The organism is Pseudomonas sp. LW8, assembly GCF_041956865.1.
GTDB lineage: Bacteria > Pseudomonadota > Gammaproteobacteria > Pseudomonadales > Pseudomonadaceae > Aquipseudomonas > Aquipseudomonas siliginis.
Genome location: NZ_CP168138.1, coordinates 5,773,348 through 5,799,113, shown reverse-complemented (window position 1 = coordinate 5,799,113; position 25,766 = coordinate 5,773,348). Strand labels below are relative to the sequence as shown.

22 protein-coding genes are annotated in these 25,766 nt (G+C 58.5%); 12 read left to right on the top strand and 10 right to left on the bottom strand.

What is annotated here, in order from left to right:
- Nucleotides 1–5 precede the first annotated feature (5 nt).
- Both trkA and AB9L16_RS26330 read left to right on the top strand, forming a co-directional pair.
- Nucleotides 6–1,382 carry a Trk system potassium transporter TrkA gene (gene trkA / locus AB9L16_RS26335; protein ID WP_041476512.1) on the top strand — a complete coding sequence of 459 codons (1,377 nt, stop codon included), beginning with the start codon at nucleotides 6–8 and terminating at the stop codon, nucleotides 1,380–1,382.
- A 149-nt stretch (nucleotides 1,383–1,531) separates the two neighbouring features.
- Nucleotides 1,532–1,846, top strand: coding sequence for a tetratricopeptide repeat protein (locus tag AB9L16_RS26330; protein ID WP_252868526.1), 315 nt, complete (start codon nucleotides 1,532–1,534; stop codon nucleotides 1,844–1,846).
- 57 nt (nucleotides 1,847–1,903) lie between these two features.
- Here AB9L16_RS26330 and AB9L16_RS26325 read toward each other — a convergent pair whose 3' ends face one another.
- Nucleotides 1,904–2,791 carry a lysophospholipid acyltransferase gene (locus tag AB9L16_RS26325; protein WP_056791136.1) on the bottom strand — a complete coding sequence of 296 codons (888 nt, stop codon included), beginning with the start codon at nucleotides 2,789–2,791 and terminating at the stop codon, nucleotides 1,904–1,906.
- Nucleotides 2,792–2,832: 41 nt separating this feature from the next.
- Nucleotides 2,833–3,390 carry a DNA-3-methyladenine glycosylase I gene (locus tag AB9L16_RS26320; protein WP_056791133.1) on the bottom strand — a complete coding sequence of 186 codons (558 nt, stop codon included), beginning with the start codon at nucleotides 3,388–3,390 and terminating at the stop codon, nucleotides 2,833–2,835.
- Nucleotides 3,391–3,471: 81 nt separating this feature from the next.
- Between AB9L16_RS26320 and glyQ the strand changes: the two genes are divergently transcribed.
- From glyQ to AB9L16_RS26300, 4 genes are all read left to right on the top strand, one after another.
- Nucleotides 3,472–4,425 (top strand): glycine--tRNA ligase subunit alpha, encoded by a 954-nt coding sequence (gene glyQ / locus AB9L16_RS26315; protein WP_003187265.1) that lies wholly within the window; start codon nucleotides 3,472–3,474, stop codon nucleotides 4,423–4,425.
- A complete protein-coding gene (gene glyS, locus AB9L16_RS26310; RefSeq protein ID WP_076564738.1) occupies nucleotides 4,422–6,476 on the top strand; it encodes a glycine--tRNA ligase subunit beta in 2,055 nt (684 codons plus the stop codon). The genes glyQ and glyS overlap by 4 nt, the downstream gene beginning before the upstream one ends.
- A 4-nt stretch (nucleotides 6,477–6,480) precedes the next feature.
- Complete coding sequence (gene gmhB, locus AB9L16_RS26305) at nucleotides 6,481–7,020, top strand: D-glycero-beta-D-manno-heptose 1,7-bisphosphate 7-phosphatase (RefSeq protein ID WP_163018924.1); 540 nt, start codon at nucleotides 6,481–6,483, stop codon at nucleotides 7,018–7,020.
- An 84-nt stretch (nucleotides 7,021–7,104) separates the two neighbouring features.
- The gene (locus AB9L16_RS26300) at nucleotides 7,105–7,884 is read left to right on the top strand and encodes a 1-acyl-sn-glycerol-3-phosphate acyltransferase (protein WP_041476517.1); all 780 of its coding nucleotides are present in this window, start codon (nucleotides 7,105–7,107) and stop codon (nucleotides 7,882–7,884) included.
- Nucleotides 7,885–8,054: 170 nt separating this feature from the next.
- Here the strand turns inward: AB9L16_RS26300 and AB9L16_RS26295 are convergent, their stop codons facing one another.
- A complete protein-coding gene (locus AB9L16_RS26295) occupies nucleotides 8,055–9,590 on the bottom strand; it encodes an ATP-binding protein (RefSeq protein ID WP_375122923.1) in 1,536 nt (511 codons plus the stop codon).
- Nucleotides 9,591–9,754: 164 nt separating this feature from the next.
- Here AB9L16_RS26295 and AB9L16_RS26290 point away from each other — a divergent pair, with 164 nt between their 5' ends.
- The gene (locus AB9L16_RS26290) at nucleotides 9,755–10,474 is read left to right on the top strand and encodes a response regulator transcription factor (RefSeq protein WP_073470814.1); all 720 of its coding nucleotides are present in this window, start codon (nucleotides 9,755–9,757) and stop codon (nucleotides 10,472–10,474) included.
- 56 nt (nucleotides 10,475–10,530) lie between these two features.
- Here AB9L16_RS26290 and gyrB read toward each other — a convergent pair whose 3' ends face one another.
- From gyrB to dnaA, 4 genes are read right to left on the bottom strand one after another with little or no spacing between them, the layout of a single operon-like run.
- Entirely contained in the window at nucleotides 10,531–12,948 is a 2,418-nt protein-coding gene (gene gyrB / locus AB9L16_RS26285) for a DNA topoisomerase (ATP-hydrolyzing) subunit B (RefSeq protein ID WP_024014948.1), read from the bottom strand.
- 5 nt (nucleotides 12,949–12,953) lie between these two features.
- Nucleotides 12,954–14,057 (bottom strand): DNA replication/repair protein RecF, encoded by a 1,104-nt coding sequence (recF, locus tag AB9L16_RS26280; protein WP_056791117.1) that lies wholly within the window; start codon nucleotides 14,055–14,057, stop codon nucleotides 12,954–12,956.
- 14 nt (nucleotides 14,058–14,071) lie between these two features.
- Nucleotides 14,072–15,175, bottom strand: a complete 1,104-nt coding sequence (gene dnaN, locus AB9L16_RS26275) for a DNA polymerase III subunit beta (RefSeq protein WP_016772390.1) — start codon at nucleotides 15,173–15,175, stop codon at nucleotides 14,072–14,074.
- 39 nt (nucleotides 15,176–15,214) lie between these two features.
- Nucleotides 15,215–16,738 carry a chromosomal replication initiator protein DnaA gene (gene dnaA / locus AB9L16_RS26270; RefSeq protein ID WP_024014947.1) on the bottom strand — a complete coding sequence of 508 codons (1,524 nt, stop codon included), beginning with the start codon at nucleotides 16,736–16,738 and terminating at the stop codon, nucleotides 15,215–15,217.
- A gap of 566 nt (nucleotides 16,739–17,304) precedes the next feature.
- Here dnaA and rpmH point away from each other — a divergent pair.
- The 5 genes from rpmH to mnmE all read left to right on the top strand — a co-directional run bounded on the left by rpmH (nucleotide 17,305) and on the right by mnmE (nucleotide 21,226).
- Nucleotides 17,305–17,439, top strand: coding sequence for a 50S ribosomal protein L34 (gene rpmH / locus AB9L16_RS26265; RefSeq protein WP_003213577.1), 135 nt, complete (start codon nucleotides 17,305–17,307; stop codon nucleotides 17,437–17,439).
- Between the two features lie 16 nt (nucleotides 17,440–17,455).
- Nucleotides 17,456–17,857 (top strand): ribonuclease P protein component, encoded by a 402-nt coding sequence (rnpA, locus tag AB9L16_RS26260; RefSeq protein ID WP_024014946.1) that lies wholly within the window; start codon nucleotides 17,456–17,458, stop codon nucleotides 17,855–17,857.
- Nucleotides 17,850–18,095, top strand: a complete 246-nt coding sequence (gene yidD / locus AB9L16_RS26255) for a membrane protein insertion efficiency factor YidD (protein WP_027901580.1) — start codon at nucleotides 17,850–17,852, stop codon at nucleotides 18,093–18,095. The genes rnpA and yidD overlap by 8 nt, the downstream gene beginning before the upstream one ends.
- A gap of 2 nt (nucleotides 18,096–18,097) precedes the next feature.
- Nucleotides 18,098–19,777 (top strand): membrane protein insertase YidC, encoded by a 1,680-nt coding sequence (yidC, locus tag AB9L16_RS26250; RefSeq protein ID WP_041476523.1) that lies wholly within the window; start codon nucleotides 18,098–18,100, stop codon nucleotides 19,775–19,777.
- Nucleotides 19,778–19,858: 81 nt separating this feature from the next.
- Nucleotides 19,859–21,226 carry a tRNA uridine-5-carboxymethylaminomethyl(34) synthesis GTPase MnmE gene (gene mnmE / locus AB9L16_RS26245; protein ID WP_252877171.1) on the top strand — a complete coding sequence of 456 codons (1,368 nt, stop codon included), beginning with the start codon at nucleotides 19,859–19,861 and terminating at the stop codon, nucleotides 21,224–21,226.
- 43 nt (nucleotides 21,227–21,269) lie between these two features.
- Here the strand turns inward: mnmE and AB9L16_RS26240 are convergent, their stop codons facing one another.
- The 3 genes from AB9L16_RS26240 to AB9L16_RS26230 form a co-directional block, all read right to left on the bottom strand.
- Complete coding sequence (locus AB9L16_RS26240; protein ID WP_375122922.1) at nucleotides 21,270–23,705, bottom strand: TonB-dependent siderophore receptor; 2,436 nt, start codon at nucleotides 23,703–23,705, stop codon at nucleotides 21,270–21,272.
- A gap of 117 nt (nucleotides 23,706–23,822) precedes the next feature.
- Nucleotides 23,823–24,773 carry a FecR domain-containing protein gene (locus AB9L16_RS26235; protein WP_375122921.1) on the bottom strand — a complete coding sequence of 317 codons (951 nt, stop codon included), beginning with the start codon at nucleotides 24,771–24,773 and terminating at the stop codon, nucleotides 23,823–23,825.
- Nucleotides 24,773–25,279: a sigma-70 family RNA polymerase sigma factor gene (locus AB9L16_RS26230; RefSeq protein ID WP_375122920.1), complete on the bottom strand. Its 507-nt coding sequence runs from the start codon at nucleotides 25,277–25,279 to the stop codon at nucleotides 24,773–24,775. Before AB9L16_RS26230 ends, AB9L16_RS26235 begins: the two co-directional genes overlap by 1 nt.
- Nucleotides 25,280–25,766: the final 487 nt, after the last annotated feature.

Sequence of the window (25,766 nt, the reverse complement as noted above, 5' to 3'; positions counted from 1 at the left end):
ACTGGATGAAAATCATCATCCTCGGTGCGGGACAGGTCGGCGGTTCGCTGGCCGAACATTTGGCCAGCGAGGCCAACGACATCACTGTGGTCGACACCGATGGCGAGCGCCTGCGCGACCTCGGCGACCGCCTCGACATCCGCACCGTGCAGGGCCGGGGCTCGCTGCCGTCGGTGCTGCGTCAGGCCGGTGCCGACGACGCTGACATGCTGGTAGCGGTGACCAACAGCGACGAAACCAACATGGTTGCCTGCCAGGTCGCCCACACGCTGTTCCACACGCCGACCAAGATCGCCCGGGTGCGCGAAGCGTCGTACCTCAATCGCGAGGAACAGCTGTTCCAGAACGAAGCGATTCCGGTCGACGTGCTGATCAGTCCCGAGCAAGTCGTAACCAACTACATCAAGCGCCTGATCCAGCATCCCGGCGCCTTGCAGGTGATCGACTTCGCCGAAGGCGCGGCGCAACTGGTAGCGGTGCGCGCCTATTACGGCGGGCCGCTGGTGGGCCAGCAACTGCGCCAGTTGCGCGAGCACATGCCGAACGTCGAAACCCGCGTAGCGGCGATCTTCCGCCGTGACCGGCCGATTTTGCCGCAGGGCGACACGGTGATCGAGGCCGATGACGAGGTGTTCTTCATCGCTGCCCGTGAGGACATTCGCGCGGTGATGAGCGAAATGCGTCGCCTCGACGAAACCTACAAACGCATCGTTATCGCCGGGGGCGGGCAGATCGGCGAGCGCCTGGCCGAGGCCATCGAAAGCCGCTATCAGGTGAAGATCATCGAGATGAGCCCGGCGCGCTGCCGCTACCTCTCCGATACCCTCGACAGCACTGTAGTGTTGCAGGGCAGTGCCTCGGACCGCGATCTGCTGCTGGAAGAGAACATCGCCGACGCCGATATCTTCCTCGCCCTGACCAACGATGACGAAGCCAACATCATGTCGTCGCTGCTGGCGAAACGGCTGGGGGCGAAGAAGGTCATGACGATCATCAACAATCCGGCCTACGTCGACCTGATCCAGGGCGGCGACATTGATATCGCCATCAGCCCGCAACTGGCGACCATCGGCACCTTGCTCGCCCACGTGCGCCGAGGCGATATCGTCAGCGTGCACTCACTGCGGCGCGGCGCGGCGGAAGCGATCGAGGCGATTGCCCACGGTGATGCGAAGTCCAGCAAGGTCATCGGCAAGCCGATCGAGAAGATCGGCCTGCCGCCGGGCACCACCATCGGCGCAGTGATCCGCAACGAGAACGTGATCATCGCCCACGACGACACGGTGATCGAAGCGGGTGACCATGTGATTCTGTTCCTTGTGGATAAAAAGCATATTCGCGATGTGGAAAAGCTGTTTCATGTGGGGTTGAGCTTTTTCTGACCTGAAGACAACGTTGCCCGTGATGGCCCCTTCGCGAGCAGGCTCGCTCCCACAGTGGAATGCATTCCAAATGTGGGAGCGAGCCTGCTCGCGAAAGCGGTTTGACAGACTCGCAGGTTCTCTGACGAACAATAGAAAGGAATCCGCCAATGCTTGAATCCCTGGAAAAAATGCTCGCCAAGGGTGTGGATAACGCGCTGTTGCGCTTCGGTCTGGGCAAGGGTTATCTGGACTTGGGTGAAAACGCCAAGGCTGCCGAGCATTTTCAGCGTTGTGTCGCTTTCGATCCGAAATACTCGGCAGCGTGGAAGCTGCTGGGCAAGGCGCAGCTGGCGCTAGGCGATCACGCCGCTGCGCGTCAGGCCTGGGAACAAGGCCTGGAAGCGGCCCGCGCCCAGGGTGACAAACAGGCCGAGAAGGAGATGACGGTATTCCTGAAAAAGCTTGAGCGGCAGGCGCCTTGAGCTACCGATTGAGCAAGGCGAGCCCGTCTGCATCAACCGTCACCCCATCGAAGTTGCTCAGTACCAGCGCGCCTCGCCCGGCGGACGCTTCTTGAAGCGTTTCATGCTCCACATGTACTGGCTCGGATACGCCGCAACATAACGTTCCACTACCTTGCTCATCGCCGCGCAGGACTCTGCGGTATCGGTGCTGTACATCGCTTCGGGCGCGGCTTCGAGAATGACTTTGTAGCCCGAGCCGTCAGGCAGGCGCAGGGCGTGCAGGAACACACCGACCGCTTTGCCGCCGGCCAACATGTTCGGCACGAATTTGCTGGTCAGCGCCTGAGTTGCGAAGAACGGCACGAAAATCCCGGCGGATTCGGCCGGTTCCGGGTCGGCGGGAATGCCCACGGCACCACCCTTGCGCACTTCCTTGATGACGCTGAGAATGCCTTCCTTGGTCGACGCCGCGACCTTGTTGCCCAGCTGCACGCGCTGTTTGCGCAGCAATTCATCCACTGCCTTGAGCTTCGGCGGACGATAGAAAATGATCGGTTTGCACTGGCTGCAATAGAAGTGGTTGAGCACTTCCCAGTTGCCGAGGTGGCTGGTGATGCCGACCACGCCTTTGCCCGAAGCGAGCGCGTCTTTCAACACATCGAGGCCTTCGACTTCGCGAACCAGATCGATCGAGCGCTGCGCCGGCCAGATCCACGCGCAGGCGCTTTCGGTCAGCGACTTGCCGATGTCCTTCAAACTCTGTCCGACCAGACGCTCACGTTCGGCCGCATCCATCTGCGGAAAACACTTGGACAGGTTGATCCGCACCACGTCGCGGGAACGATTGGGGGTTTTCCACATGATCCAGCCGATCACCGAACCCACGGCCTGCACGGCCCGCCATGGCAGCAGGGCAAACAGCCGCAGAGCGCCTACCAGCAAGGCGCCTTTAAACTTTTCCACAGGTCACTCCTGATCTTTGTGCTGTGCGCGAGGCGGGCATTCTAACCGGCGTTGGCGAGCTGCGCGTAGCGGTCGCAATCCTGGGTGTGGTCCATGACCATGCCCGAGGCCTGCATCAGCGCGTAGCAAATGGTCGGACCGACGAAGGTGAAGCCGGCTTTTTTCAGCGCCTTGCTCATCGCCAGCGCTTCGGGGGTGATCGCCGGGACTTCGCTGCGATCCTTGAAATGATTGATGATCGGTTGGTCGCCCACGAATGACCAGAGCAACGCCACCGGATCCTCCAGCGCCAGCCACGCCTGGGCATTGCGCCGGGCGGCGTTGAGTTTCAGGCGATTGCGGATGATGCCCGGGTCGAGCATCAGTTCGTCGATCTCGGCGTCACTCATCTGCGCCACGCGCTGCACATCGAAGCCGAACAGCACCTGACGGTAACGCTCGCGTTTGCGCAGCACAGTGATCCACGACAACCCGGCCTGGAACCCTTCGAGCAAAAGCAACTCGAACAAACCCTGCGCATCGCGCAGCGGCGTGCCCCACTCCTGATCGTGATAAGCCATGTACAGCGGATCTTCGGTACACCAAAAGCAGCGTGGCATAAGGCTCCAGGGGGCGTGCGCAGCAACGAATCGGGTATACTCCCGCTCTTTAAATCGCAGCCCAAGAAACAGGTGAATTTCGTGAGCCAGCCTACGCCAGCCGTGCGTACCTTCCAAGACTTGATCCTCGCGCTCCAGCAATACTGGGCCGAGCAAGGTTGTGTGGTACTTCAGCCCTACGATATGGAAGTAGGCGCCGGCACTTTCCACACCGCGACCTTCCTGCGCGCCATCGGCCCGGAAACCTGGAACGCCGCGTACGTGCAGCCAAGCCGCCGTCCGACTGACGGCCGTTACGGCGAAAACCCGAACCGTCTGCAGCACTACTACCAGTTCCAGGTCGTGCTCAAGCCGAACCCGGACAATTTCCAGGAACTGTACCTGGGCTCGCTCAAGCATGTCGGCCTCGACCCGCTGGTGCACGACATCCGCTTCGTCGAAGACAACTGGGAATCGCCGACCCTCGGCGCCTGGGGTCTGGGCTGGGAAGTCTGGCTCAATGGCATGGAAGTCACCCAGTTCACCTACTTCCAGCAAGCGGGCGGCATCGAGTGCTACCCGGTGACCGGCGAGATCACCTACGGTCTCGAGCGCCTGGCGATGTACCTGCAAGGCGTCGATTCGGTCTACGACCTGGTCTGGGCTGACGGCCCGTTCGGCAAAGTCACCTACGGCGATGTGTTCCACCAGAACGAAGTGGAGCAATCCACCTACAACTTCGAACACGCCAATGTCGACAAACTGTTCGAGCTGTTCGACTTCTATGAAAGCGAAGCCAAGCGCCTGATCGAACTCGACCAGCCGCTACCGTTGCCGAGCTACGAAATGGTGCTGAAGGCGTCGCACACCTTCAACCTGCTGGATGCGCGCCGGGCAATCTCGGTGACCGCGCGTCAGCAATACATTCTGCGCGTGCGCACCCTGGCGCGTTCCGTTGCGCAAGCCTACCTGCTGGCTCGCGCCAAGCTGGGCTTCCCGATGGCGACCCCGGACCTGCGTGACGAAGTACTGGCCAAGCTGGAGGCTGCACAATGAGTGCGCAAGATTTTCTGGTTGAACTGGGCACCGAAGAACTGCCACCCAAAGCCCTGAACACTTTGGCTGATGCGTTCCTCGCCGGTATCGACAAGGGCCTGCAAGCCGCCGGCCTGAGCTACGAAAGCAAAACCGTTTATGCCGCGCCACGTCGTCTGGCCGTGCTGATCACTGCGCTGGCCACTCAGCAGCCGGATCGCAGCATCAACCTCGATGGCCCGCCACGTCAGGCCGCGTTCGACGCTGATGGCAATCCGACTCAGGCCGCCCTGGGCTTCGCCAAGAAGTGCGGCGTCGAGCTGAGCGAAATCGACCAGAGCGGTCCGAAACTGCGTTATAGCCAGAACATCGCCGGCAAGCCGACCGCGAGCCTGCTGCCGACCATCGTCGAAGATTCGCTGAACGACCTGCCGATTCCGAAACGCATGCGTTGGGGTGCGCGCAAGGAAGAATTCGTGCGTCCGACCCAGTGGCTGGTGATGCTGCTCGGTGACCAGGTCATCGACTGCACGATCCTCGCGCAGAAGGCTGGCCGTGATTCCCGTGGTCACCGTTTCCATCATCCGGAGAGCGTGCGCATCGGTTCGCCGTCGAGCTACCTCGCCGACCTGCGTGCCGCTTACGTATTGGCCGATGCCAACGAGCGTCGCGAGATCATCAGCAAGCGCACCGAAGAGTTGGCCACCCGTCAGGAAGGCACGGCGATCGTGCCACCGGCGCTGCTCGACGAAGTGACTGCGCTGGTTGAATGGCCGGTGCCGCTGGTGTGCTCGTTCGAGGAACGCTTCCTCGACGTACCGCAAGAAGCGCTGATCACCACCATGCAGGACAACCAGAAGTATTTCTGCCTGCTGGATGCCGACGGCAAGTTGCTGCCACGTTTCATTACCGTGGCCAACATCGAAAGCAAAGACCCGCAGCAGATCATCGCCGGTAACGAGAAAGTGGTTCGCCCACGCCTGACCGACGCCGAGTTCTTCTTCAAGCAGGACAAGAAGCAGAAACTCGAAGACTTCAACCTGCGCCTGCAAAACGTGGTGTTCCAGGAAAAACTCGGCAGCGTCTACGACAAGGCCGAGCGCGTTTCCAAACTGGCCGCGTACATCGCCGCACGTATCGGCGGCAACGCCTCGTGGGCTGCCCGTGCGGGCCTGCTGTCGAAGTGCGACCTGGCCACCGAAATGGTCGGCGAGTTCCCGGAGATGCAAGGTGTCGCCGGTTACTACTACGCCCTCAATGACGGCGAGCCGCAGGACGTCGCGCTGGCCTTGAACGAGCAGTACATGCCACGCGGTGCCGGGGCTGAATTACCGGCGACCCTGACCGGTGCAGCTGTCGCCATCGCCGACAAGCTCGACACTCTGGTCGGCATCTTCGGTATCGGCATGCTGCCAACCGGCAGCAAAGACCCTTATGCCCTGCGCCGTGCAGCACTGGGCGTGCTGCGGATCCTGATCGAGAAACAACTGGATCTGGACCTGAACGACGCCGTGGCTTTCGCGGTGAATGCGTTCGGCGGCAAGGTCAAGGCTGCCGGCCTCAACGAAGCCGTGCTGGAATTCATCTTCGACCGCTTGCGTGCGCGTTATGAAGACGAAGGCGTCGACGTCGCCACCTACCTGTCGGTGCGTGCACTGAAGCCGGGTTCGGCGCTGGACTTCGACCAGCGTGTGCAGGCGGTGCAGGCCTTCCGCAAACTGCCGGAAGCGGCAGCGCTGGCGGCGGTGAACAAGCGCGTATCGAACCTGTTGAGCAAAGTCGAAGGCTCGGTACCGACCGTGGTCGAAGCCAAGTATTTCGACAACGCCAACGAGTTCTCGCTGTATTCGGCAATCCAGCAAGCGGATCAGGCCGTGCAGCCAATGGCCGCGGCGCGTCAGTACAACGAATCGCTGGCACGCCTGGCGGCACTGCGCGAGCCGGTCGACGCGTTCTTCGACGCGGTGATGGTCAATGCCGACGATGCCAATGTGCGAGCCAACCGTTACGCGCTGCTGGCGCGTCTGCGTGGCCTGTTCCTCGGTGTTGCCGACATTTCGCTGCTGGGTTGAGGGATTGCTGTTGAAACTGCTGATTCTCGATCGTGACGGCGTGATCAATTACGACTCCGATGCCTACATCAAGTCGGTGGAGGAGTGGATTCCGCTGCCCGGTTCGATCGAAGCGATTGCGCAGTTGAGCAAGGCCGGCTGGACGGTGGCGGTGGCCACCAACCAGTCGGGCATTGCTCGCGGCTATTACGACCTCGCCACCCTCGAGGCCATGCACGCGCGCCTGCGCGAGCTGGTCGCGGCGCAGGGCGGCGAAGTCGGTTTGATCGTGTATTGCCCGCACGGCCCGGACGAAGGTTGCGATTGCCGCAAACCGAAACCGGGAATGCTCAAAACCATTGCCGAGCATTACACGGTGCCGTTGACCAACGTCTGGTTCGTCGGCGACAGCCTTGGTGACCTGGAGGCCGCCAAAGCCGTCGATTCACAGCCAGTTTTGGTGAAGACCGGGAAAGGCGAAAAGACTCAGGGTAAAACCCTGCCGGTTGGCACCCTGATTTTTGACGATCTGGCGGCGATTGCCGCAGAACTTATCCACAACTAGGGTACTTCTGAATTTCCTGGCCAGGGATTGCTCGGGAGTGCGCTTGAACAGTCGGGGCATTGCCCCGTAACGGTAACCGTCGCCATGTCGATACTGCGGGCCTTCAGAATCTTTGTTTTTTACCTGCTGCTGGGCACAACAGCGTTGCTGTGGTGCAGTCTGAGCTTTTTCATCGCGCCGTTTCTGTCCTTCAAGGCGCGCTATCGTTTCATCAACGTGTACTGGTGCCGTTGCGCCCTGTGGCTGACCAAGGTTTTCCTTGGCATCCGCTACGAAATCAAAGGCGCGGAAAACGTGCCTGACCGGCCCTGCGTGATTCAATCGAACCATCAGAGCACTTGGGAGACCTTCTTTCTCTCCGCTTATTTCTCGCCATTGAGCCAAGTGCTCAAGCGCGAATTGCTCTACGTGCCGTTCTTCGGCTGGGCCATGGCAATGCTGCGCCCGATCGCCATTGACCGCGACAACCCGAAGGCCGCGCTCAAACAAGTCGCGGCTAAAGGCGACGAGCTGCTCAAGGACAACGTCTGGGTGCTGATCTTTCCCGAAGGCACACGAGTCCCCTACGGCACTGTCGGAAAATTCTCTCGCAGTGGCAGCGCATTGGCGGTGAATGCGGCGCTTCCGGTGCTGCCGATTGCACACAATGCCGGCAAATTCTGGCCAAAAATCGGCTGGGGCAAACAGGCCGGAGTGATCACCGTGGTCATTGGCGAACCGATGTATGCCGAAGGCAGCGGGCCGCGCGCCATCGCTGATCTGAATGACCGTGTGCAGGCGTGGAACGAGAAGACCCAGCGTGAAATGGGTTCGCTGCCACCGGCGCCACAGGCACCGGCCGCGAGTGACCAGCTGGCTGTCTGAATTTTGTGGATAACCTGTGTACGCTTTTGCTAAAAAAGACCGCAATTGTTCTCTAACTTATTGATTTTCATAGATATTTATAAATTTATGAATTGAACAAAATCCGTGCATAAGTTTTATTCGGATGTAAAAAAACCGGCCGTTATAGCCGGTTTTTTTGTGCCCCTTTTTCATTCAGCAAGCAGCGGCAACTCGATAAGGAAAGTGGTTCCCGCATCGACCACGCTACGACACTCGATCGTACCGCCATGATGATCAATCACGGCTTTGACCATCGACAAACCCAAGCCCACGCCGTCGATGCCTTGGGCCGAAGAGAAACGCCGATACTGGCTGAACAGGTCAGGCAATTCATCGGCGGCAATGCCCTTGCCCTGATCGGTCAATTCGCAGCGCAGCCACTGTCCATCACAGCTGACCTTCAGTTGCACAGTGCTGTCTGCGGGGCTGTACTTGATCGCGTTTTCCAGCAGGTTGAACAGGGCGCGCGTCAGCAATCCCTGATCGGCCAGAATCAGCCGCTCCTGACATTCCTCATCAACTTCGTTGAGTAGCTCGATGCGTTTCTGCTGAGCGATCGGCAGGGCCTGATCCAGCACGTCCAGTACCAGCATGGCGAACAATGTCGGGCGGAACTGGTAGGTCTCGGATTCAGCCCGCGCCAACAAGACAAAACCATCGGTCAGATCCAGCGCGCGGCGCACCTGACGCTCAATCTGCTCGAACAGCGGCGCATCAGCACCCGCCTGATGACGATGCACATCCAGCAGGGCAAGGATCGCCGAATGGGGGGCGCGCAGGTCGTGGGACAGAAAACGCAGCAGGACGCCGCGCTGCTCCTCAGCCGCACGCTCGGCACTCAAGTCCGTCAGGCTGAGCAGCCAACCGATCGGCGTATCGCCGTCGACCGGCAGCAGCGCCGCTCTTTCCAGGCGCAGACTGCGTTCCCTGTGATCGCGAAATTCCAGCAGCGGCAGGGTGGCCAGCGGCGGTCGCGGCGTTGTGGATAATTCCGGATAGCCGAGCCGTGCCAGTTGATCGAGTACGTCATCGCCCACCAGCGGATCCTCGAACAACTCGCGCGCCTTGCGATTGCCCAGCAGGATCTTGCCCAGCGGATCACTGATCAGCGTCGCCACCGGCAGGTATTCCAGGCCATCGGCAATGAACCGCCGGGTGTCGCGGGTGCGGCTCATAGCTTGTTCGAGCGCCATGATCTGGCCCTGCAAACGGTCGGCACCGGTGAAGCGGGTCCGCCGACGTTCAGGGAAGACTTTCGGTTCGCTGTCCAGACGTGCCAGCTCCCAGCCAAAATAGGTCAGCACAACACTCAGGCGTCGCCAGTTCCAGATCAGGTAACCGAACAACATCCCCAAGGCTGCTGGCGTTGGCGACCACCAGTAGCGGACTTCGGCCAGCAGGGCGCTGGCGATCAGCGCACAGGCCATACCGACCAAGGTTACCCACAGCGCCCAACGCGGCCGCCACAGCAATAATCCCAGCACACCCGCGACCATCGCCACGGACAACAGAGCGCCGGGCGCTGGCGACGGATTGTGCAGATTGATCTGGGCGCGATAAGACAACAAGGCAGTCAGCGGCAACAGCACTAGACTTATCCACAACCACTCGCGCACCAGCCGCCGGAACAGACGCTGGACCTGGCTCGGCTCACGACTTTCACGTCGGCGTTGAGGGTTACGCATGAGGCAAAGGGCAGGGCAGTGGATAGGGTTTCATAGGTCTCGGGTCGGAGGCGTAGACCCGAAGAATCATAGCGGACGTCGACCACCGACGGGCTGCTTCTTTCATCGCGGCCAGGGAGTCGCTATTGTCGACATCCCAGCCCCAGCGACAAGGAACACCGCCGATGCGCGTTGCCATTCTGGACGACGAACCCGCCGAACTGCGCCGGGTCGAGCAAACCCTGGAGCAAATGGCCGAAGCTGGCGAGCAGCCGTGGTCACTGCACAGCTTCGAGCGCGGCGAAGACTTGTTGCGCCAGTTGCGCCGGGAAACCTTCGACCTGTTGATTCTCGATTGGCAACTTCCTGATCTCACGGGTCTGGCACTGCTGCGCTGGACCCGCGAACACATGGACGCGCCACCCGCTGCAATCATGCTCACCAGCCGCGATGGCGAGAGCGATATCGTTCAAGCCTTGAATGCCGGGGCCGACGATTATGTCAGCAAGCCGTTTCGCCCCAATGAGTTGAAGGCGAGGGTGGCAGCGGTATTGCGTCGGCATAGCCAACCGCGCAGCGCGGCGGGCGAAATACAGACGTTTCACGATCTGACTTTCGACGACGCCGAACTGACCGTCACCCGTGAAGGCAAACCGATCCTCATGACCGAACGCGAATACCGCTTGGCGCGCTGCCTGTTCAGCAATCTGGGTCGACCATTGTCGCGGGATTATCTGTACGAGCGCTTCTGGCCGAACGAAGAGACGACTTCCTCGCGGCCGTTGGATACGCATATCTACCGATTGCGCAACAAGCTCGGGCTGACAGCGGATCGGGGTTGGCAGTTGCTGACAATTTATGGGTATGGGTATCGGTTGGAGAGTGTCGGCACTGGGAATGAGTGAGGCAAAAAAAACCCCGGCATTGGCCGGGGTTTTTCATGAGCGGATAGCAAACAGGATCAGAAATCCAGGTTGGAAACCGCCAATGCGTTGCTCTCGATGAAGTCTCGGCGAGGTTCGACCGCATCACCCATCAGGGTGTTGAAGATCTGGTCTGCACCGATGGCGTCTTCGATGGTGACTTTCAGCATGCGGCGCACGCTTGGGTCCATGGTGGTTTCCCACAGCTGATCCGGGTTCATTTCGCCCAGACCTTTGTAGCGCTGGATGGTGTGGCGCTTGGTGCTTTCGGCCATCAGCCAGTCGAGGGCTTCCTTGAACTCGGTAACGGCTTTCTTGCGCTCGCCACGCTGGATGTACGCGCCTTCGTCGAGCAGGGTGCTCAATTGCGCGCCCAGGGTGACCACGGTTTTGTAGTCGTTGCTGCCGAAGAAGTCGCGGTTGAAGGTGACGTAATTCGACAGGCCGTGGGAGATCAGTTCGACCTCTGGCAGCCAGACGCCACGCTCGCGATCCTCACGCAGGCTGGCCTTGTAGACCAGGCCCGACTTCTCGTTGGTACGCAGACGGACTTCATACTGCGCCAGCCACTCTTGCATCGCCGCGTGGTCGCCCAGGGTTTCCAGACTGACGGCCGGCAGATAGATGAAGTGCTCGGTCAGCTCCTGAGGGTACAGACGCGACAGACGCTTGAGGGTCTTCATCACCATGCGGAAGTCGTTCACCAGACGTTCCAGCGCTTCGCCGGAAATGCCCGGGGCTTCTTCGTTCAGGTGCAGGCTTGCATCTTCCAGGGCCGACTGCGTCATGTACTCTTCCATGGCGTCGTCGTCTTTGATGTATTGCTCTTGCTTGCCTTTTTTGACTTTGTACAGCGGTGGCTGGGCGATGTAGATGTAGCCACGCTCGATCAGCTCCGGCAGCTGACGGAAGAAGAAGGTCAGCAGCAGGGTACGGATGTGCGAACCGTCGACGTCAGCATCGGTCATGATGATGATGTTGTGATAGCGCAGCTTGTCGATGTTGTACTCTTCGCGACCGATGCCACAGCCCAGAGCGGTGATCAGCGTGCCCACTTCCTGGGACGAGATCATCTTGTCGAAACGCGCCTTCTCGACGTTGAGGATCTTGCCCTTCAACGGCAGGATCGCCTGGGTCTTGCGGTTACGTCCCTGCTTCGCAGAACCGCCCGCGGAGTCACCTTCCACCAGGTACAGTTCGGACAGCGCCGGGTCTTTTTCCTGGCAGTCAGCGAGCTTGCCCGGCAGGCCGGCGATGTCCAGCGCGCCTTTGCGGCGGGTCATTTCACGGGCCTTGCGCGCAGCTTCACGGGCACGGGCGGCGTCGATCATCTTGCCGACCACCAGCTTGGCTTCGTTCGGGTTCTCCAGGAGGAAGTCGGAGAAGTATTTGCCCATCTCCTGTTCCACCGCAGTCTTCACTTCGGAAGACACCAGCTTGTCTTTGGTCTGCGAGCTGAACTTCGGATCCGGCACTTTCACCGAGATGATCGCGGTCAGGCCTTCACGAGCGTCGTCACCGGTGGTGGCGACTTTGTGCTTCTTCGCCAGACCTTCCTGCTCGATGTAGTTGTTCAGGTTACGCGTCAGTGCCGAGCGGAAGCCCACCAGGTGAGTGCCGCCGTCGCGCTGCGGAATGTTGTTGGTGAAGCACAACAGGTTCTCGTTGAAGCTGTCGTTCCATTGCAGGGCGATTTCCACGCCGATGCCGTCTTCACGCTGGATGTTGAAGTGGAACACCTGATTGACCGCAGTCTTGTTGGTGTTCAGGTATTCAACGAACGCACGCAGGCCGCCTTCGTACTTGAACAGCTCTTCCTTGCCGCTGCGCTCGTCCTTGAGGACGATGCCGACACCGGAGTTGAGGAAGGACAGTTCACGAATGCGCTTGGCGAGGATGTCCCAGCTGAAGTGAATGTTCTTGAAGGTTTCGCTGGAAGCCTTGAAGTGGATCTGGGTACCGGTGGTTTCGCTGTCGCCAACGATGGCCATCGGTGCCTGAGGCACGCCGTGGACGTAGGTCTGTTCCCAGATCTTGCCACTGCGGCGAACGGTAAGGACCAGTTCTTCGGACAGCGCGTTCACCACCGACACACCTACGCCGTGCAGACCGCCGGATACTTTGTAGGAGTTGTCGTCGAACTTACCGCCAGCGTGGAGGACGGTCATGATGACCTCTGCGGCGGAAACGCCTTCCTCTTTATGCACGTCTACCGGGATGCCACGACCGTTGTCTTTAACGGTGATGGATTCGTCCGGGTGAATGATGATGCTGATGTCGTCGCAATGGCCGGCGAGGGCTTCGTCGATCGAGTTGTCGACCACCTCGAACACCATGTGGTGCAGACCGCTGCCATCGTCGGTGTCACCAATGTACATACCGGGACGTTTGCGTACGGCATCCAGGCCTTTCAGCACTTTAATGCTCGTTGAGTCGTACGTATTTTCTTCGCTCAATGCCTTCACTCCCGATGGTCGTGGGTCTGGGTGATACGGCCCTGTTCCACGTGGAACAAAGCGACTGGCGTTTCCGTCTGCCAGCCTTCCCTCAGTAATTCGTGATCTACACAGGTGATAAACACCTGGCAGCGTAAGTCTTCCAGCAAGCGGCATAGCGCGCGACGGTGGCTCTCGTCCAGCTCGGACGGCAAGTCATCCACCAGATAAATACACTGTCCGCGACGGGCCTGGCTGACCAGGTGCCCTTGGGCAATCCGCAGTGCACACACCACCAACTTCTGCTGACCCCGGGACAAAATGTCCGCGGCATTGTGTGCGCCCAATCTGAGACGCAAATCAGCTCGTTGCGGTCCGGCCTGGGTGTGCCCCATCTGCTGGTCCCGTTGTACGGAAGCGGCGAGTACGGCGCTCAATTCGCGGTCCTTGTCCCAGCCTCGGTAATAGCTGAGCGTCAAACCCTCGAGCTCAACCAGTTCGCTCAAGGTCTGTTCGAAGACCGGTTTCAAGGCTGTGATGTAAGCGCGGCGGTATTCATCGATTTCAGCGCTGGCCTGGCACAGTTCCCTGTCCCAAACCGCTTGCGAAACGGCGTCAAGTGTACCATGCCGCAGCCAGGAGTTTCTCTGGCGCAGCGCCTTCTGCAAACGCTGCCAAGTGGCCATGAAACGCGGTTCGACGTGGAACACGCCCCAGTCGAGAAACTGCCGGCGAATCTTCGGTGCGCCTTCCAGCAGACGGAAGCTGTCCGGGTTGATCAACTGCAGCGGCAGGATCTCCGCCAGCTGCGCAGCGCTACGGGCGTTCTGGCCGTCGATGCGAATCTGGAACTCGCCCTGACGGTCGCGGGAAATCCCCAGCGCACTGTGTCCGCCTTCAGCCAGCTCAACCTGACCGAATACGGTACAGGCGAGCTGTTCGTACTGAATCACGGGCAACAGCCGCGTGCTGCGAAACGAACGGGCAAGCCCCAGCAGATGAATGGCTTCCAGAACACTGGTTTTGCCGCTGCCGTTGGCGCCGTAAAGAATGTTGATGCGGGGGGAGGGGGAGAAGGTCACCGGGTGCAGATTGCGCACCGCGGTGACCGAAACACGACTTAACGACATTCAGGATCAGCTGATTACAGACGCATCGGCATGACAACGTAAGCCGAATCGTCATTGTCGGACTCTTGCACCAGCGCACTGCTGTTGGAGTCGGACAGGATCAGGCGAACCTGCTCGGTGGTCATCACGCCCAGCACGTCGAGCAGGTAGCTGACGTTGAAGCCGATCTCCAGCGAGCCGCCGTTGTATTCAACGCCCACTTCTTCTTCCGCTTCTTCCTGCTCCGGGTTGTTGGCCTGGATCTTCAACTGACCGCTGGCCAGTTGCAGACGGATACCGCGGTACTTCTCGTTGGACAGAATCGCGGTACGGCTGAACGCTTCACGCAACGCCTGACGATCGCCGAGTACCAGCTTGTCACCACCTTTCGGCAGGACGCGCTCGTAATCCGGGAATTTACCGTCGACCAGTTTCGAGGTGAAAGTAAACTCGCCCGTGGTGGCGCGGATGTGGTGCTGGCCGAGGACGATGCTGACATTGCCATCCGGCTCGGTGAGCAGACGCGCCAGTTCGAGGATACCTTTGCGCGGCACGATCACCTGATGGCGATCCGGCTGACCGATATCGGCCTGCATCGAGCACATCGCCAGACGGTGTCCGTCGGTGGCCACGGCGCGGATCACACCAGCGGAAACTTCCAGCAGCATGCCGTTGAGGTAGTAACGCACGTCCTGCTGGGCCATGGCGAAGCTGGTGCGTTCGATCAGACGACGCAGTTTGCTTTGCTCCAGGCTGCAGGTCAGCGAGCCCGGGCCTTCTTCGACGGTCGGGAAATCGTTGGCCGGCAGGGTCGACAGGGTGAAGCGGCTACGACCGGCCTTTACCACCAGCTTCTGCTCGTCGACCTTGATGTCGATCAGCGCATCGTTGGGCAGGCTTTTGCAGATATCCATCAGCTTGCGCGCCGGCACGGTGATGGAACCGGTTTCGGCCGGCTCTTCGAGTTGCACACGACCGACCAGCTCGACTTCCAGGTCGGTACCGGTCAGTGACAGTTGCTGGCCTTCGACGACCAACAGCACGTTGGACAGTACCGGCAAGGTCTGTCGGCGCTCGACGACGCCTGCGACCAGTTGCAGGGGTTTCAACAGGGCTTCGCGTTGAATGGTGAAATGCATGGTCTAGTCCCTTGCCTTAATAAGCTGCGCTGGTGTTCATCAAGTGGTCAGTGTACGCAGCAGGTTCTTGTAGTCCTCGCGGATGTCCGCGTCGGATTCCTTAAGTTCGTTGATCTTGCGGCAGGCGTGCAGCACGGTGGTGTGGTCGCGGCCGCCAAACACATCGCCGATTTCCGGCAGGCTGTGGTTGGTCAGTTCCTTGGACAACGCCATGGCCACCTGACGCGGACGAGCCACCGAGCGCGAGCGGCGCTTGGACAGCAGGTCGGAAATCTTGATCTTGTAATACTCGGCGACGGTGCGCTGAATGTTATCCACAGAAACAAGTTTGTCCTGCAACGCCAGCAAGTCTTTGAGGGATTCGCGAATCAGCTCGATGGTGATGTCGCGGCCCATGAAGTGCGAGTGAGCGATCACACGTTTCAGCGCGCCTTCCAGCTCACGAACGTTCGAGCGGATGCGCTGGGCGATGAAGAACGCGGCGTCATGGGGCAACTCGACTTTGGCCTGATCGGCCTTCTTCATCAGGATCGCCACGCGGGTTTCCAGCTCAGGCGGCTCGACCGCAACGGTCAGGCCCCAGCCGAAGCGGGATTTGAGGCGTTCTTCAAGGCCTTCGATTTCTTTCGGGTAGCGGTCACTGGTGAGAATGACCTGCTGACCACCTTCAAGCAGCGCGTTGAAGGTGTGGAAAAACTCTTCCTGGGAACGCTCCTTGCGGGCGAAGAACTGAATATCGTCGATCAGCAAGGCGTCCACCGAACGGTAGAAACGCTTGAATTCGTTGATGGCGTTCAGTTGCAGCGCTTTGACCATGTCGGCCACGAAACGCTCGGAATGCAGGTACACGACCTTGGCATTCGGATTCTTCTTTAATAGATGGTTGCCCACTGCGTGCATCAAGTGGGTTTTACCCAGGCCGACGCCACCATAAAGGAACAGCGGGTTATAGCCGTGCTTGGGATTGTCCGCCACCTGCCAGGCCGCTGCACGGGCTAGCTGGTTGGATTTACCTTCAACGAAGTTTTCGAAGGTGAACGTGCGATTCAGGTAACTGGTGTGCTTGAGCGCACCTTCTACCTGCACGGTGCGCTGCTCCGCGCGAACCGGGGCCTGCTGCGAAGCGGCGCCGGCCATCGGGTCGAAGCTGTCGCGGGAAGGTTCTTCGCTGACTTCAGCGGCCTTCTGTGTGGAACGTTTGGCCGGAGCAGGGGCTGGCGTCGGTGCCGGATTGCTCGCTGGCACATTATTGGCCTGCGCCTGAGCAACCTGCGCGGCCGCCAGCGGCGCATTGGGTGCGGCACGAGGTGCCGAGCTGCGCTTGCTGCCTATTAACAAGGACAGCGCCGGCGTCGAGCCATTGCCGTGCTCATCCAGCAGTTCAAGAACGCGGCCCAGGTACTTTTCGTTGACCCAGTCCAGCACGAAACGATTCGGTGCGTAGACGCGCAACTCGTCGCCTTCGGCTTCGACCTGTAGTGGACGGATCCAGGTGTTGAATTGTTGGGCAGGCAGCTCTTCGCGCAAAAGCTCCACGCACTGCTGCCAAAGTTCCACTGACACGGATATCCCCTAAGTTGAAAGCCGGTGAGGCAAAAACAAGCGGCCATTGTAGCGGCGAGCGGTTCACTTATCCACATGCAGGTAGGTCCATCGCCATCATTTATCAATGCGTTAACGCATTAAAAGGCGACCAACGGCACATGAATAAGCCCTGTGGATAAACGCCTCTGAGGGCACTGGACAACTGGGGGTTAAACCCGGTGGATAACCAGCCTGTGGATAACAAGCCCTTTCACACACAGCTTTTCCGATAGCGCAGCACAGGCTGAACACGGTTTTCCACTGTAGTTGTCATTCTCTGTACACCCCGAAGAATAAGGCCCCATGGCAGTTATCCACAGAAGATGGCGTGTCTAGCTTTTACAAGCTTTACAGAAAAGCTTTAAATAATTCCCTTCTTTATTTCTATATCTAGCTGACAGGCTTTCGAGCTCAAACCCTGCCCTGATCTATTTATAAGGAAACGCTGGTTGGAAATTGACCTGAAGGCTTGCTTTCTCTAGAATCCCCGGTCTCTTAAAACGGGGGCCATTCCGGCCCGTTGTGGACGAACCAGGTAACACGACATGAAACGTACTTTCCAACCAAGCACTATCAAACGCGCTCGTACCCACGGTTTCCGTGCTCGCATGGCTACCAAGAACGGCCGCGCAGTCCTGTCGCGTCGTCGCGCCAAAGGTCGTGCGCGTCTGGCAGTTTGATAATCCGGTACTGGAGGTGAGTCAGGACTTCAGTCGGGAAAAGCGTCTGCTTACCCCCCGGCATTTCAAGGCAGTCTTTGACTCCCCTACCGGCAAGGTTCCGGGGAAAAATCTCCTGCTCCTTGCACGCAACAACGATCTTGATCACCCCCGTCTCGGGCTGGTTATCGGGAAAAAGAGCGTAAAGCTCTCCGTTGAGCGCAATCGCCTCAAACGTCTGATGCGCGAATCGTTCCGTCTGCACCAGGATTCACTGGTCGGCTGGGACATCGTTATCGTCGCGCGCAAAGGTTTGGGTGATGTAGAAAACCCCGAATTGATTCAGCATTTCGGCAAACTCTGGAAGCGTCTGGCACGCAACAAGCCCGTTCCGGCAGTCAAAACCGAAACTGTAGGGGTAGACAGTACCGATGCGTAAACTGGCCCTCGTTCCGATCCAGTTTTATCGCTATGCCATTAGTCCTTTAATGGCCAGCCACTGTCGCTTCTACCCCAGTTGTTCCTGCTACGCGTATGAAGCCATTGAAAATCATGGCCTTCTGCGCGGTGGCTGGCTGACCTTTCGTCGTTTAGGTCGCTGTCATCCGTGGAATCCCGGTGGTTATGACCCGGTTCCACCTGTCCCTACCTCCCGTTCTTCTTCGATGGCCGAGTAATCATGGATATCAAACGCACGATCCTGATCGTCGCCCTGGCAATCGTGTCCTACGTCATGGTTCTTAAATGGAACCAGGATTATGGCCAGGCTGCCCTGCCGACTCAGAATGTTGCTTCCAGTACGACTACATCCGGTTTGCCGGACACCGCCACTGGCACAAATGCTGCCAGTGACGATATTCCGCGCGCCGCCAGCGATACCAGCGCACCTGCCGAAACGCCGGTCGCCGCCAGCAAGGATCTGATTCAGGTCAAGACCGATGTGCTCGATCTGGCGATCGATCCACAGGGTGGCGACGTTGCGCAACTGACTCTGCCTTTGTATCCACGTCGTCAGGATCGTCCTGACGTTCCGTTCCAGCTGTTCGATAACGGCGGCGAACGTGTATATCTGGCGCAAAGCGGTCTGATCGGTACCAACGGCCCGGATGCAAACCCGGCCGGTCGTCCGGTTTATTCCTCGGAGAAGAAGGTTTACCAACTGGCTGACGGTCAGGATCAACTCGTCGTTGACCTGAAATTCAGCAAAGACGGCGTCAACTACATCAAGCGTTTCACAATGAAACGTGGCCTGTACGACGTCGCTGTCTCCTACATTGTGGATAACCAGAGCGCTCAGCCCTGGAACGGCGCAATGTTTGCCCAGTTGAAGCGCGACGCCAGCGCTGATCCTTCGTCGACCACTGCTACTGGCACCGCGACTTACCTGGGCGCCGCCCTGTGGACAAGTTCCGAGCCGTACAAGAAAGTGTCGATGAAGGACATGGACAAGGCGCAGCTCAAGGAAACGGTCACCGGTGGTTGGGTAGCCTGGTTGCAGCACTACTTCGTGACCGCGTGGATTCCGGCCAAGGGCGAAAACAACATCGTCCAGACCCGTAAAGACAGCAAAGGCAACTACATCATTGGTTACACCGGTCCGACTCTGACCGCTGCTCCGGGTGCGAAAGTTGAAACCAGTGCTGTGCTGTACGCCGGTCCGAAGAGTCAGGCTGTACTGAAAGAGTTGTCCCCAGGTCTGGAACTGACCGTCGACTACGGCATTCTGTGGTTCATTGCCCAGCCGATCTTCTGGCTGCTGCAACATATCCACGCCATTGTCGGTAACTGGGGATGGTCGATCATCTTCCTGACCATGCTGATCAAAGGGATTTTCTTCCCGCTGTCGGCCGCCAGCTACAAATCGATGGCGCGCATGCGTGCCGTGGCTCCGAAACTGGCTGCGCTGAAAGAGCAACATGGCGATGACCGGCAGAAAATGTCGCAGGCCATGATGGAGCTGTACAAGAAAGAGAAGATCAATCCACTGGGCGGCTGCTTGCCGATCCTCGTGCAGATGCCGGTCTTCCTGTCGCTGTACTGGGTTCTGCTGGAAAGCGTGGAAATGCGCCAGGCGCCGTTCATGCTGTGGATCACTGACCTGTCGATCAAGGATCCGTTCTTCATTCTGCCGATCATCATGGGCGCAACCATGTTCATCCAGCAGCAGCTGAACCCGACGCCTCCGGATCCGATGCAGGCGAAGGTCATGAAAATGATGCCAATCATCTTCACCTTCTTCTTCCTGTGGTTCCCGGCGGGCCTGGTACTGTACTGGGTTGTGAACAACTGCCTGTCGATTGCACAACAGTGGTACATCACGCGTAAGATCGAAGCGGCGACGAAAAAAGCCGAGGCGTAACTTGCACTGTGGATAACACCACTCAAAGCGCCCCCTAGTGGGGCGTTTTGCTATCTGCCACTTTTGTCTGGATGCCGCTTTATGAGCACACCCCGTGAAACCATCGCCGCTGTCGCCACCGCTCAAGGGCGCGGCGGTGTGGGCATCGTCCGTATTTCCGGGCCGTTGGCCAGCGTTGCGGCAATAGCCATCAGCGGCCGAGAACTGAAACCACGTTACGCTCATTACGGGCCGTTTTTCAGTGACGACCAGCAGGTGCTGGACGAAGGTCTGGCTTTGTATTTTCCGGGTCCGAACTCGTTTACCGGCGAAGACGTCTTGGAATTGCAGGGCCATGGCGGCCCGATCGTTCTGGACATGTTGCTCAAGCGTTGTCTGGAACTGGGCTGCCGTCTGGCCCGTCCAGGTGAATTCAGCGAGCGCGCCTTCCTCAATGACAAACTCGATCTGGCCCAGGCCGAGGCAATCGCCGATTTGATCGAAGCCAGTTCTGCACAGGCTGCGCGCAATGCATTGCGTTCATTACAGGGTGCGTTTTCCCAGCGTGTGCATAACTTGACCGAGCAACTGATCGGTCTGCGTATCTACGTCGAAGCCGCCATCGACTTCCCGGAAGAGGAAATCGACTTTCTCGCCGACGGTCATGTATTGGGCATGCTCGATAAGGTACGCGATGAGTTATCCACAGTGCTGCGTGAAGCGGGGCAGGGCGCATTGTTGCGTGATGGTATGACCGTCGTCATCGCTGGGCGGCCGAATGCCGGAAAATCCAGCCTGTTGAATGCATTGGCCGGTCGCGAAGCCGCCATCGTCACCGAGATTGCCGGTACTACGCGGGATATCCTGCGCGAACATATCCACATCGACGGGATGCCGTTGCATGTGGTCGATACTGCAGGACTGCGTGACACCGATGATCATGTGGAAAAGATCGGTGTGGAACGGGCGTTGAAAGCCATTGGTGAAGCGGATCGGGTTTTGCTGGTGGTCGATGCGACCGCACCGGAGGCACTGGATCCTTTTGCCTTGTGGCCAGAATTCCTTGAGTCTCGACCGGATCCGGCGAAAGTCACCCTGATCCGTAACAAGTCCGATCTGACCGGTGAAGCGATTGCTCTGGAAACCAGTGACGACGGCCATGTGACCATCAGTCTCAGCGCCAAGTCCGCTGAAGGCCTCGACCTGCTGCGTGATCATCTAAAGGCGTGCATGGGTTACGAGCAGACCTCGGAGAGCAGCTTCAGCGCACGTCGCCGGCATCTGGAGGCACTGCGCCACGCCAGCGCGGCATTGGAACATGGCCGCGCGCAACTGACCCTGGCGGGCGCTGGGGAGTTGCTCGCTGAGGATTTGCGCCAGGCTCAACATTCCCTGGGTGAAATTACCGGGGCGTTCAGTTCTGATGATTTGCTCGGAAGGATTTTCTCCAGCTTCTGCATCGGCAAATAAAGAAAGGGGCTGTGGATAATTCATCCACGGCCCCTTTTTCCATTCACCAGTTATAGGAAACCGTACCGAGCAAAGTACGATCCTCGCCCCAGTAACAGCGACCTGCGTCGTTGCATCCCGAAACGTATTCCTTATCGAACAGGTTCTTCGCGTTCAAATCGACACTCCAGTGTGTATCGATCTGATATCCAACAGCCGCGTCGACCAATGTCACGTCGCCGGCATCCAGTTTTCCGTAGAGAGAAGGCGAAGTGTAGGCAAACGCACTGTCGAAATAACGCACGCCCCCCGCCACATACATGCCTTTCAAATCACTGTCGAGGAAGCGATATTTCGCCCAGACCGAGGCCTGGTTGCGCGGCACGCCGGTCATTTGATGGCCCTTGACCAGCGACGTCGCTGCATCCTTGGTGATCTTTGCATCGGTGTAGGTATAAGCCGCCGTGACATTGAGGTTCTGCGTCAGATTACTGTTGAGTTCCAGCTCCACCCCTTTGGCGCGGCTTTCGCCCACCTGGCGATAGGTTGACGTCGTTGCGTCGAAATAGGTGTCGTCCTTTTTGCGCAGGTCATACACCGAAGCGGTGAAAGCGGTGTCCCAACCAATCGGTTCGTACTTCAAACCCACTTCGTACTGGCTACTGGTGATCGGATCAAGCGGTGCGCCGGCATTGGAAATCTGCTGCACCGGCACGAACGCTGTTGAATAGCTGACATACGGCGTCATGCCGTTGTCGAACTGATACATCACGCCGCCCTGATAGGTGAACTTCTTGTCCTCGGAGCTGATGTTGCTGCCTCGCGCCACCTTGTCGCGGAAGTCACTGTCGACCCAGTCCTGGCGTCCGCCAAGCAAGAACATCCAGTGGTCGTACTTGCTCTGAATCTGTGCATAAACACCCTTCATCTGCTGCTCGAGCAAAGTGTTCTGCACGGCAATTGGCGTGGTCGGATCGCGCAGGTAAACCGGGTTATACACATCGATCGGCCCGACAACGCCGGCATTCCAGTCCTGGTTGAACGAGGTGCGATCGTAGCTGACGCCAAACAGCACGGTGTTTTCCAACTCGCCCGCCTCGAACTTGCCTTCGAGCTGGTTATCCAGCGAATACACCATGGATTTGTTGAAGCGATCGTAAGCGGTCACGTTCAACCGCGTGCCGAAACCGGCGTTGTTCAGATTGCCCGGCCAGGTTTCGTGGCGGGTGATGCGCGACTGCATGTAGCGCGAGTTCTGGCGGAACTGCCAGTCATCGTTGAACGAGTGGCTGAACTCGTAACCGCTGCTCCAGGTTTCCCGTTCGAAGGTATTCCAGTCCGGATCGCCGAGCATCGTGTCTTTGGATAACCGGCCGTTGGGATTGCTCAGCAACGTACCGGCGGCCGGCAGGCCAAGCTCCATGTTGGTGTGGTCTTTCTGGTAGTTGGCCAACAGCGTCAGCGTATTGAAATCGTCGAAATTCAGGGTCAGCGAAGGGGCGACATAAATCCGGTCGTCAGGAACGTGCTCGGTCTGGGTATCGGATTTGCGCCCCAGCATCACCACGCGTCCGAGAACGTTGCCGCTGTCATTGAGCGGGCCGGAGACATCTACGCCGATTTGCCGGCGATTGTTCGAGCCATAGCCCAATTGCACTTCGCCCTGAGGCGCGGCGGTCGGGCGTTTACTGACCAGATTGACCAGACCGCCCGGCGCATTTTCGCCATACAGCAGCGACGACGGGCCACGGAATACCTCGACCCGTTCAAGTCCGTACGGCTCGGTGCTGGTGTCATAGCGATTGCCCTGCACGCGCAGTCCATCGCGCAGCAGACCGTAGCCGTAATCGGTGGCGTTGAAACCACGGATATAGAACAGGTCGCCAGCCAGGCTGTCACCGGCGGCGAACGGTGGGGCGAAGATCCCCGGCACGTAGCCGAGGACGTCGGTGAGAGTCTGGGATTTCTGATCCTTGATCCGCTGCCCGGTCACCACTGACACCGAACGCGGTGTTTGCGACAGCGGCGTACTGGTTTTCGTACCGATCCGGCTGTTTTGCGCCTTGTAGCCGACGTCGGCGGCGTAATCCAGATGCATTGGATTGCCCAACTGCGCATTGATGTTGGTCGGCGCCAGTTCCAGGGCGTCACCGTTGGGCACGTTCTGCAGAATGTAACTGCCGGGTGCTTGTGGCACTGCCTGTAAACCCGAGCCTTGCAGCAATTGAGCGAAACCTTGTTCGACGCTGAAATCGCCATTTAAACCGGCACTGCGCAAGCGGCTGGTCTGCTGCGGCGAGAACGACAAAATCACATTGGCGGCAGCGGCGAACTGGCTCAAGGCACTATCCAGCGGGCCGGCGGCAATGGCGTAACGCTGGGATACCGACGCCGCGAAGGCGCTGTTGCTGATCACCAGACAAGACGCAGCGCTGGCCATCAATAAGCTGCATGCAATGCAATGTGGAGAAAAGCGCTGACGGAACGTGGGAAGACGCATGTGTGGATTAGCCCTAAGGTGGCGAAGAGCCGCGTTTATCGCGATTACCTGTAGGGCCGGGTCAGGGCGAAAAAAGATAACCCTGCTTGAAATTATTTTTCCCCAGGCATTTTTTGATCAAGCGCTATGGCTGATCGAGATCCAGTAACGGCTGAAATAGCGCACGTTGATTGGCAACGAGGCCTGAAGGTTGGCCAGCACTGCGTCGGTCGAATCGAGCCGGAAAGTCCCGGAGACCCGCAGATCCCGGGCGCGGCGATCACAATGCAATACACCACTGCGATAGCGTCCCAACTCCGCGATTACGTCGCCCAGGCGCGCGTCGAGAACGATTAACTGGCCGTTGATCCAGCCGACGTCTGATGGTTGGAAGGGATGACTGAGGCCGATATGTCGACTGTCGAAATCCGCGCCTTCGCCTGCTTTCAGAATGAGCGCAGCAGTGGATGACTGCGCGGGTTGAACGCTGACTCGATCTTCCAGCACCCCAACTCTGGTTGAGCTGGACATCTGATGCACCGAGAACCGGGTGCCCAAAGCTTGAATCCGCCCGTCGCGGGTTTGCACATAAAACGGCCGCTGATCGCCAAGCTTGCCGGTTTGGATGAGGATTTCACCGGCACGCAGTTGAATCAGGCGTTGCGCTGCGTCGAAAGAAACATCGATGGCCGAGTCGGTGTTGAGCTGGATCTGGCTGCCATCGGCCAGGCTGATGGTGCGACGCTGACCCACACCGGTTTTATAGTCGGCCCAAACGTTGCCGAGGGATGTGTGTCGTTGAGCACTCCAGCCAACGAAGCCTGTTCCCGCTGCGAGCAGCAACAGCTTGAGCACCTGCCGGCGGTGCTGACCAGTGTTATTGAGCGCACGTCGTTTCAGATCCTGCGGCAGCGTACCGAGGTGGCGCTGCAATTGTTCCATCTGGTTCCACGCCGCCAGATGCGCTGGATCGCTGTCTATCCACAACTGCCAGGCCTTTTGTTCGGCAAGGCTCGGTGGCTGAGACTGAAACTGCACGTACCAGCTGGCGGCAGTTTCCAATGCCTGACGGTTTGCAGCGGCGGCCATCATGGCTGCGCCATGACCAGGGCGCACTCAGTCAGGGCGCGGATCATGTGTTTTTTTACTGTGGTCAGCGAGACTCTCAATTGCACGGCGATCTGTTGATAAGTCAGTCCGTCGACTTGCGAAAGCATGAAGATCTGCCGTGTTCGCGGACCCAGCCCGGTCAATGCTTTATCCACAGCGATCAGGGTTTCAATGATCAGCGCCCTGTCTTCTTCGCTAATGACTGACGCTTCCGGCCGAGCTGCGAGGGCCTGCAGATAAGCTCTTTCAATCGCCCTGCGTCTATAACGATCGATGACCAGGCCGCGCGCAATAGTCGTCAGGTAATCCCTCGGCTCACGAATATGAGCTGCATTGCGCGCCGCCAGAACTCGCAAAAACGTGTCATGCGCCACATCGGCTGCATCGCAGGCGTTGTGCAGTTTGCCCTTGAGCCAACCATACAGCCACGAATGATGTTGCTCGTAGATTTGCTCGATCGCAGCGGTGTGGGCGGGTAGGGGCATGGGAGAAACTGATGTTTTAATGATAATGGCTATTATTAGCTTCTGTTACGTCCTCTCACAATAGCCTTTTCATTTCCTGCCCTTGGCTTGCCGAGCGTCACTAATCCCTAGCTGACGCTTTTTTTGCGTCCAGAAAAAGACATGTTGGCGATTTTCTGTGGACTAAGACCTGTGAATAACTGCTCCTGAGGTCAGTTGATAAAGGGGGTTGAAAACTGGATATAACCCGCTCTGTGGATAACCACCCCTTTCATCCACAGGCTTACACCGGTTATCCAAGGGCCTCATTGCCACATGAGCACAGGGTTTTTAATCTCTGTACACGCTGAAAAATAAGGTCTGTAGCGATCTATCCACAGAAAAGTGGTTCAGTAAGAATAAACATAAAAACAAAGGTTTTATAAATTTCTCTCTTTTTTATTTTTTTAACCTCGAGTTCTCCACAGCTGGTTAAATTTTGTGCAAAGGGTTCTTTAGAAAGGGCGAA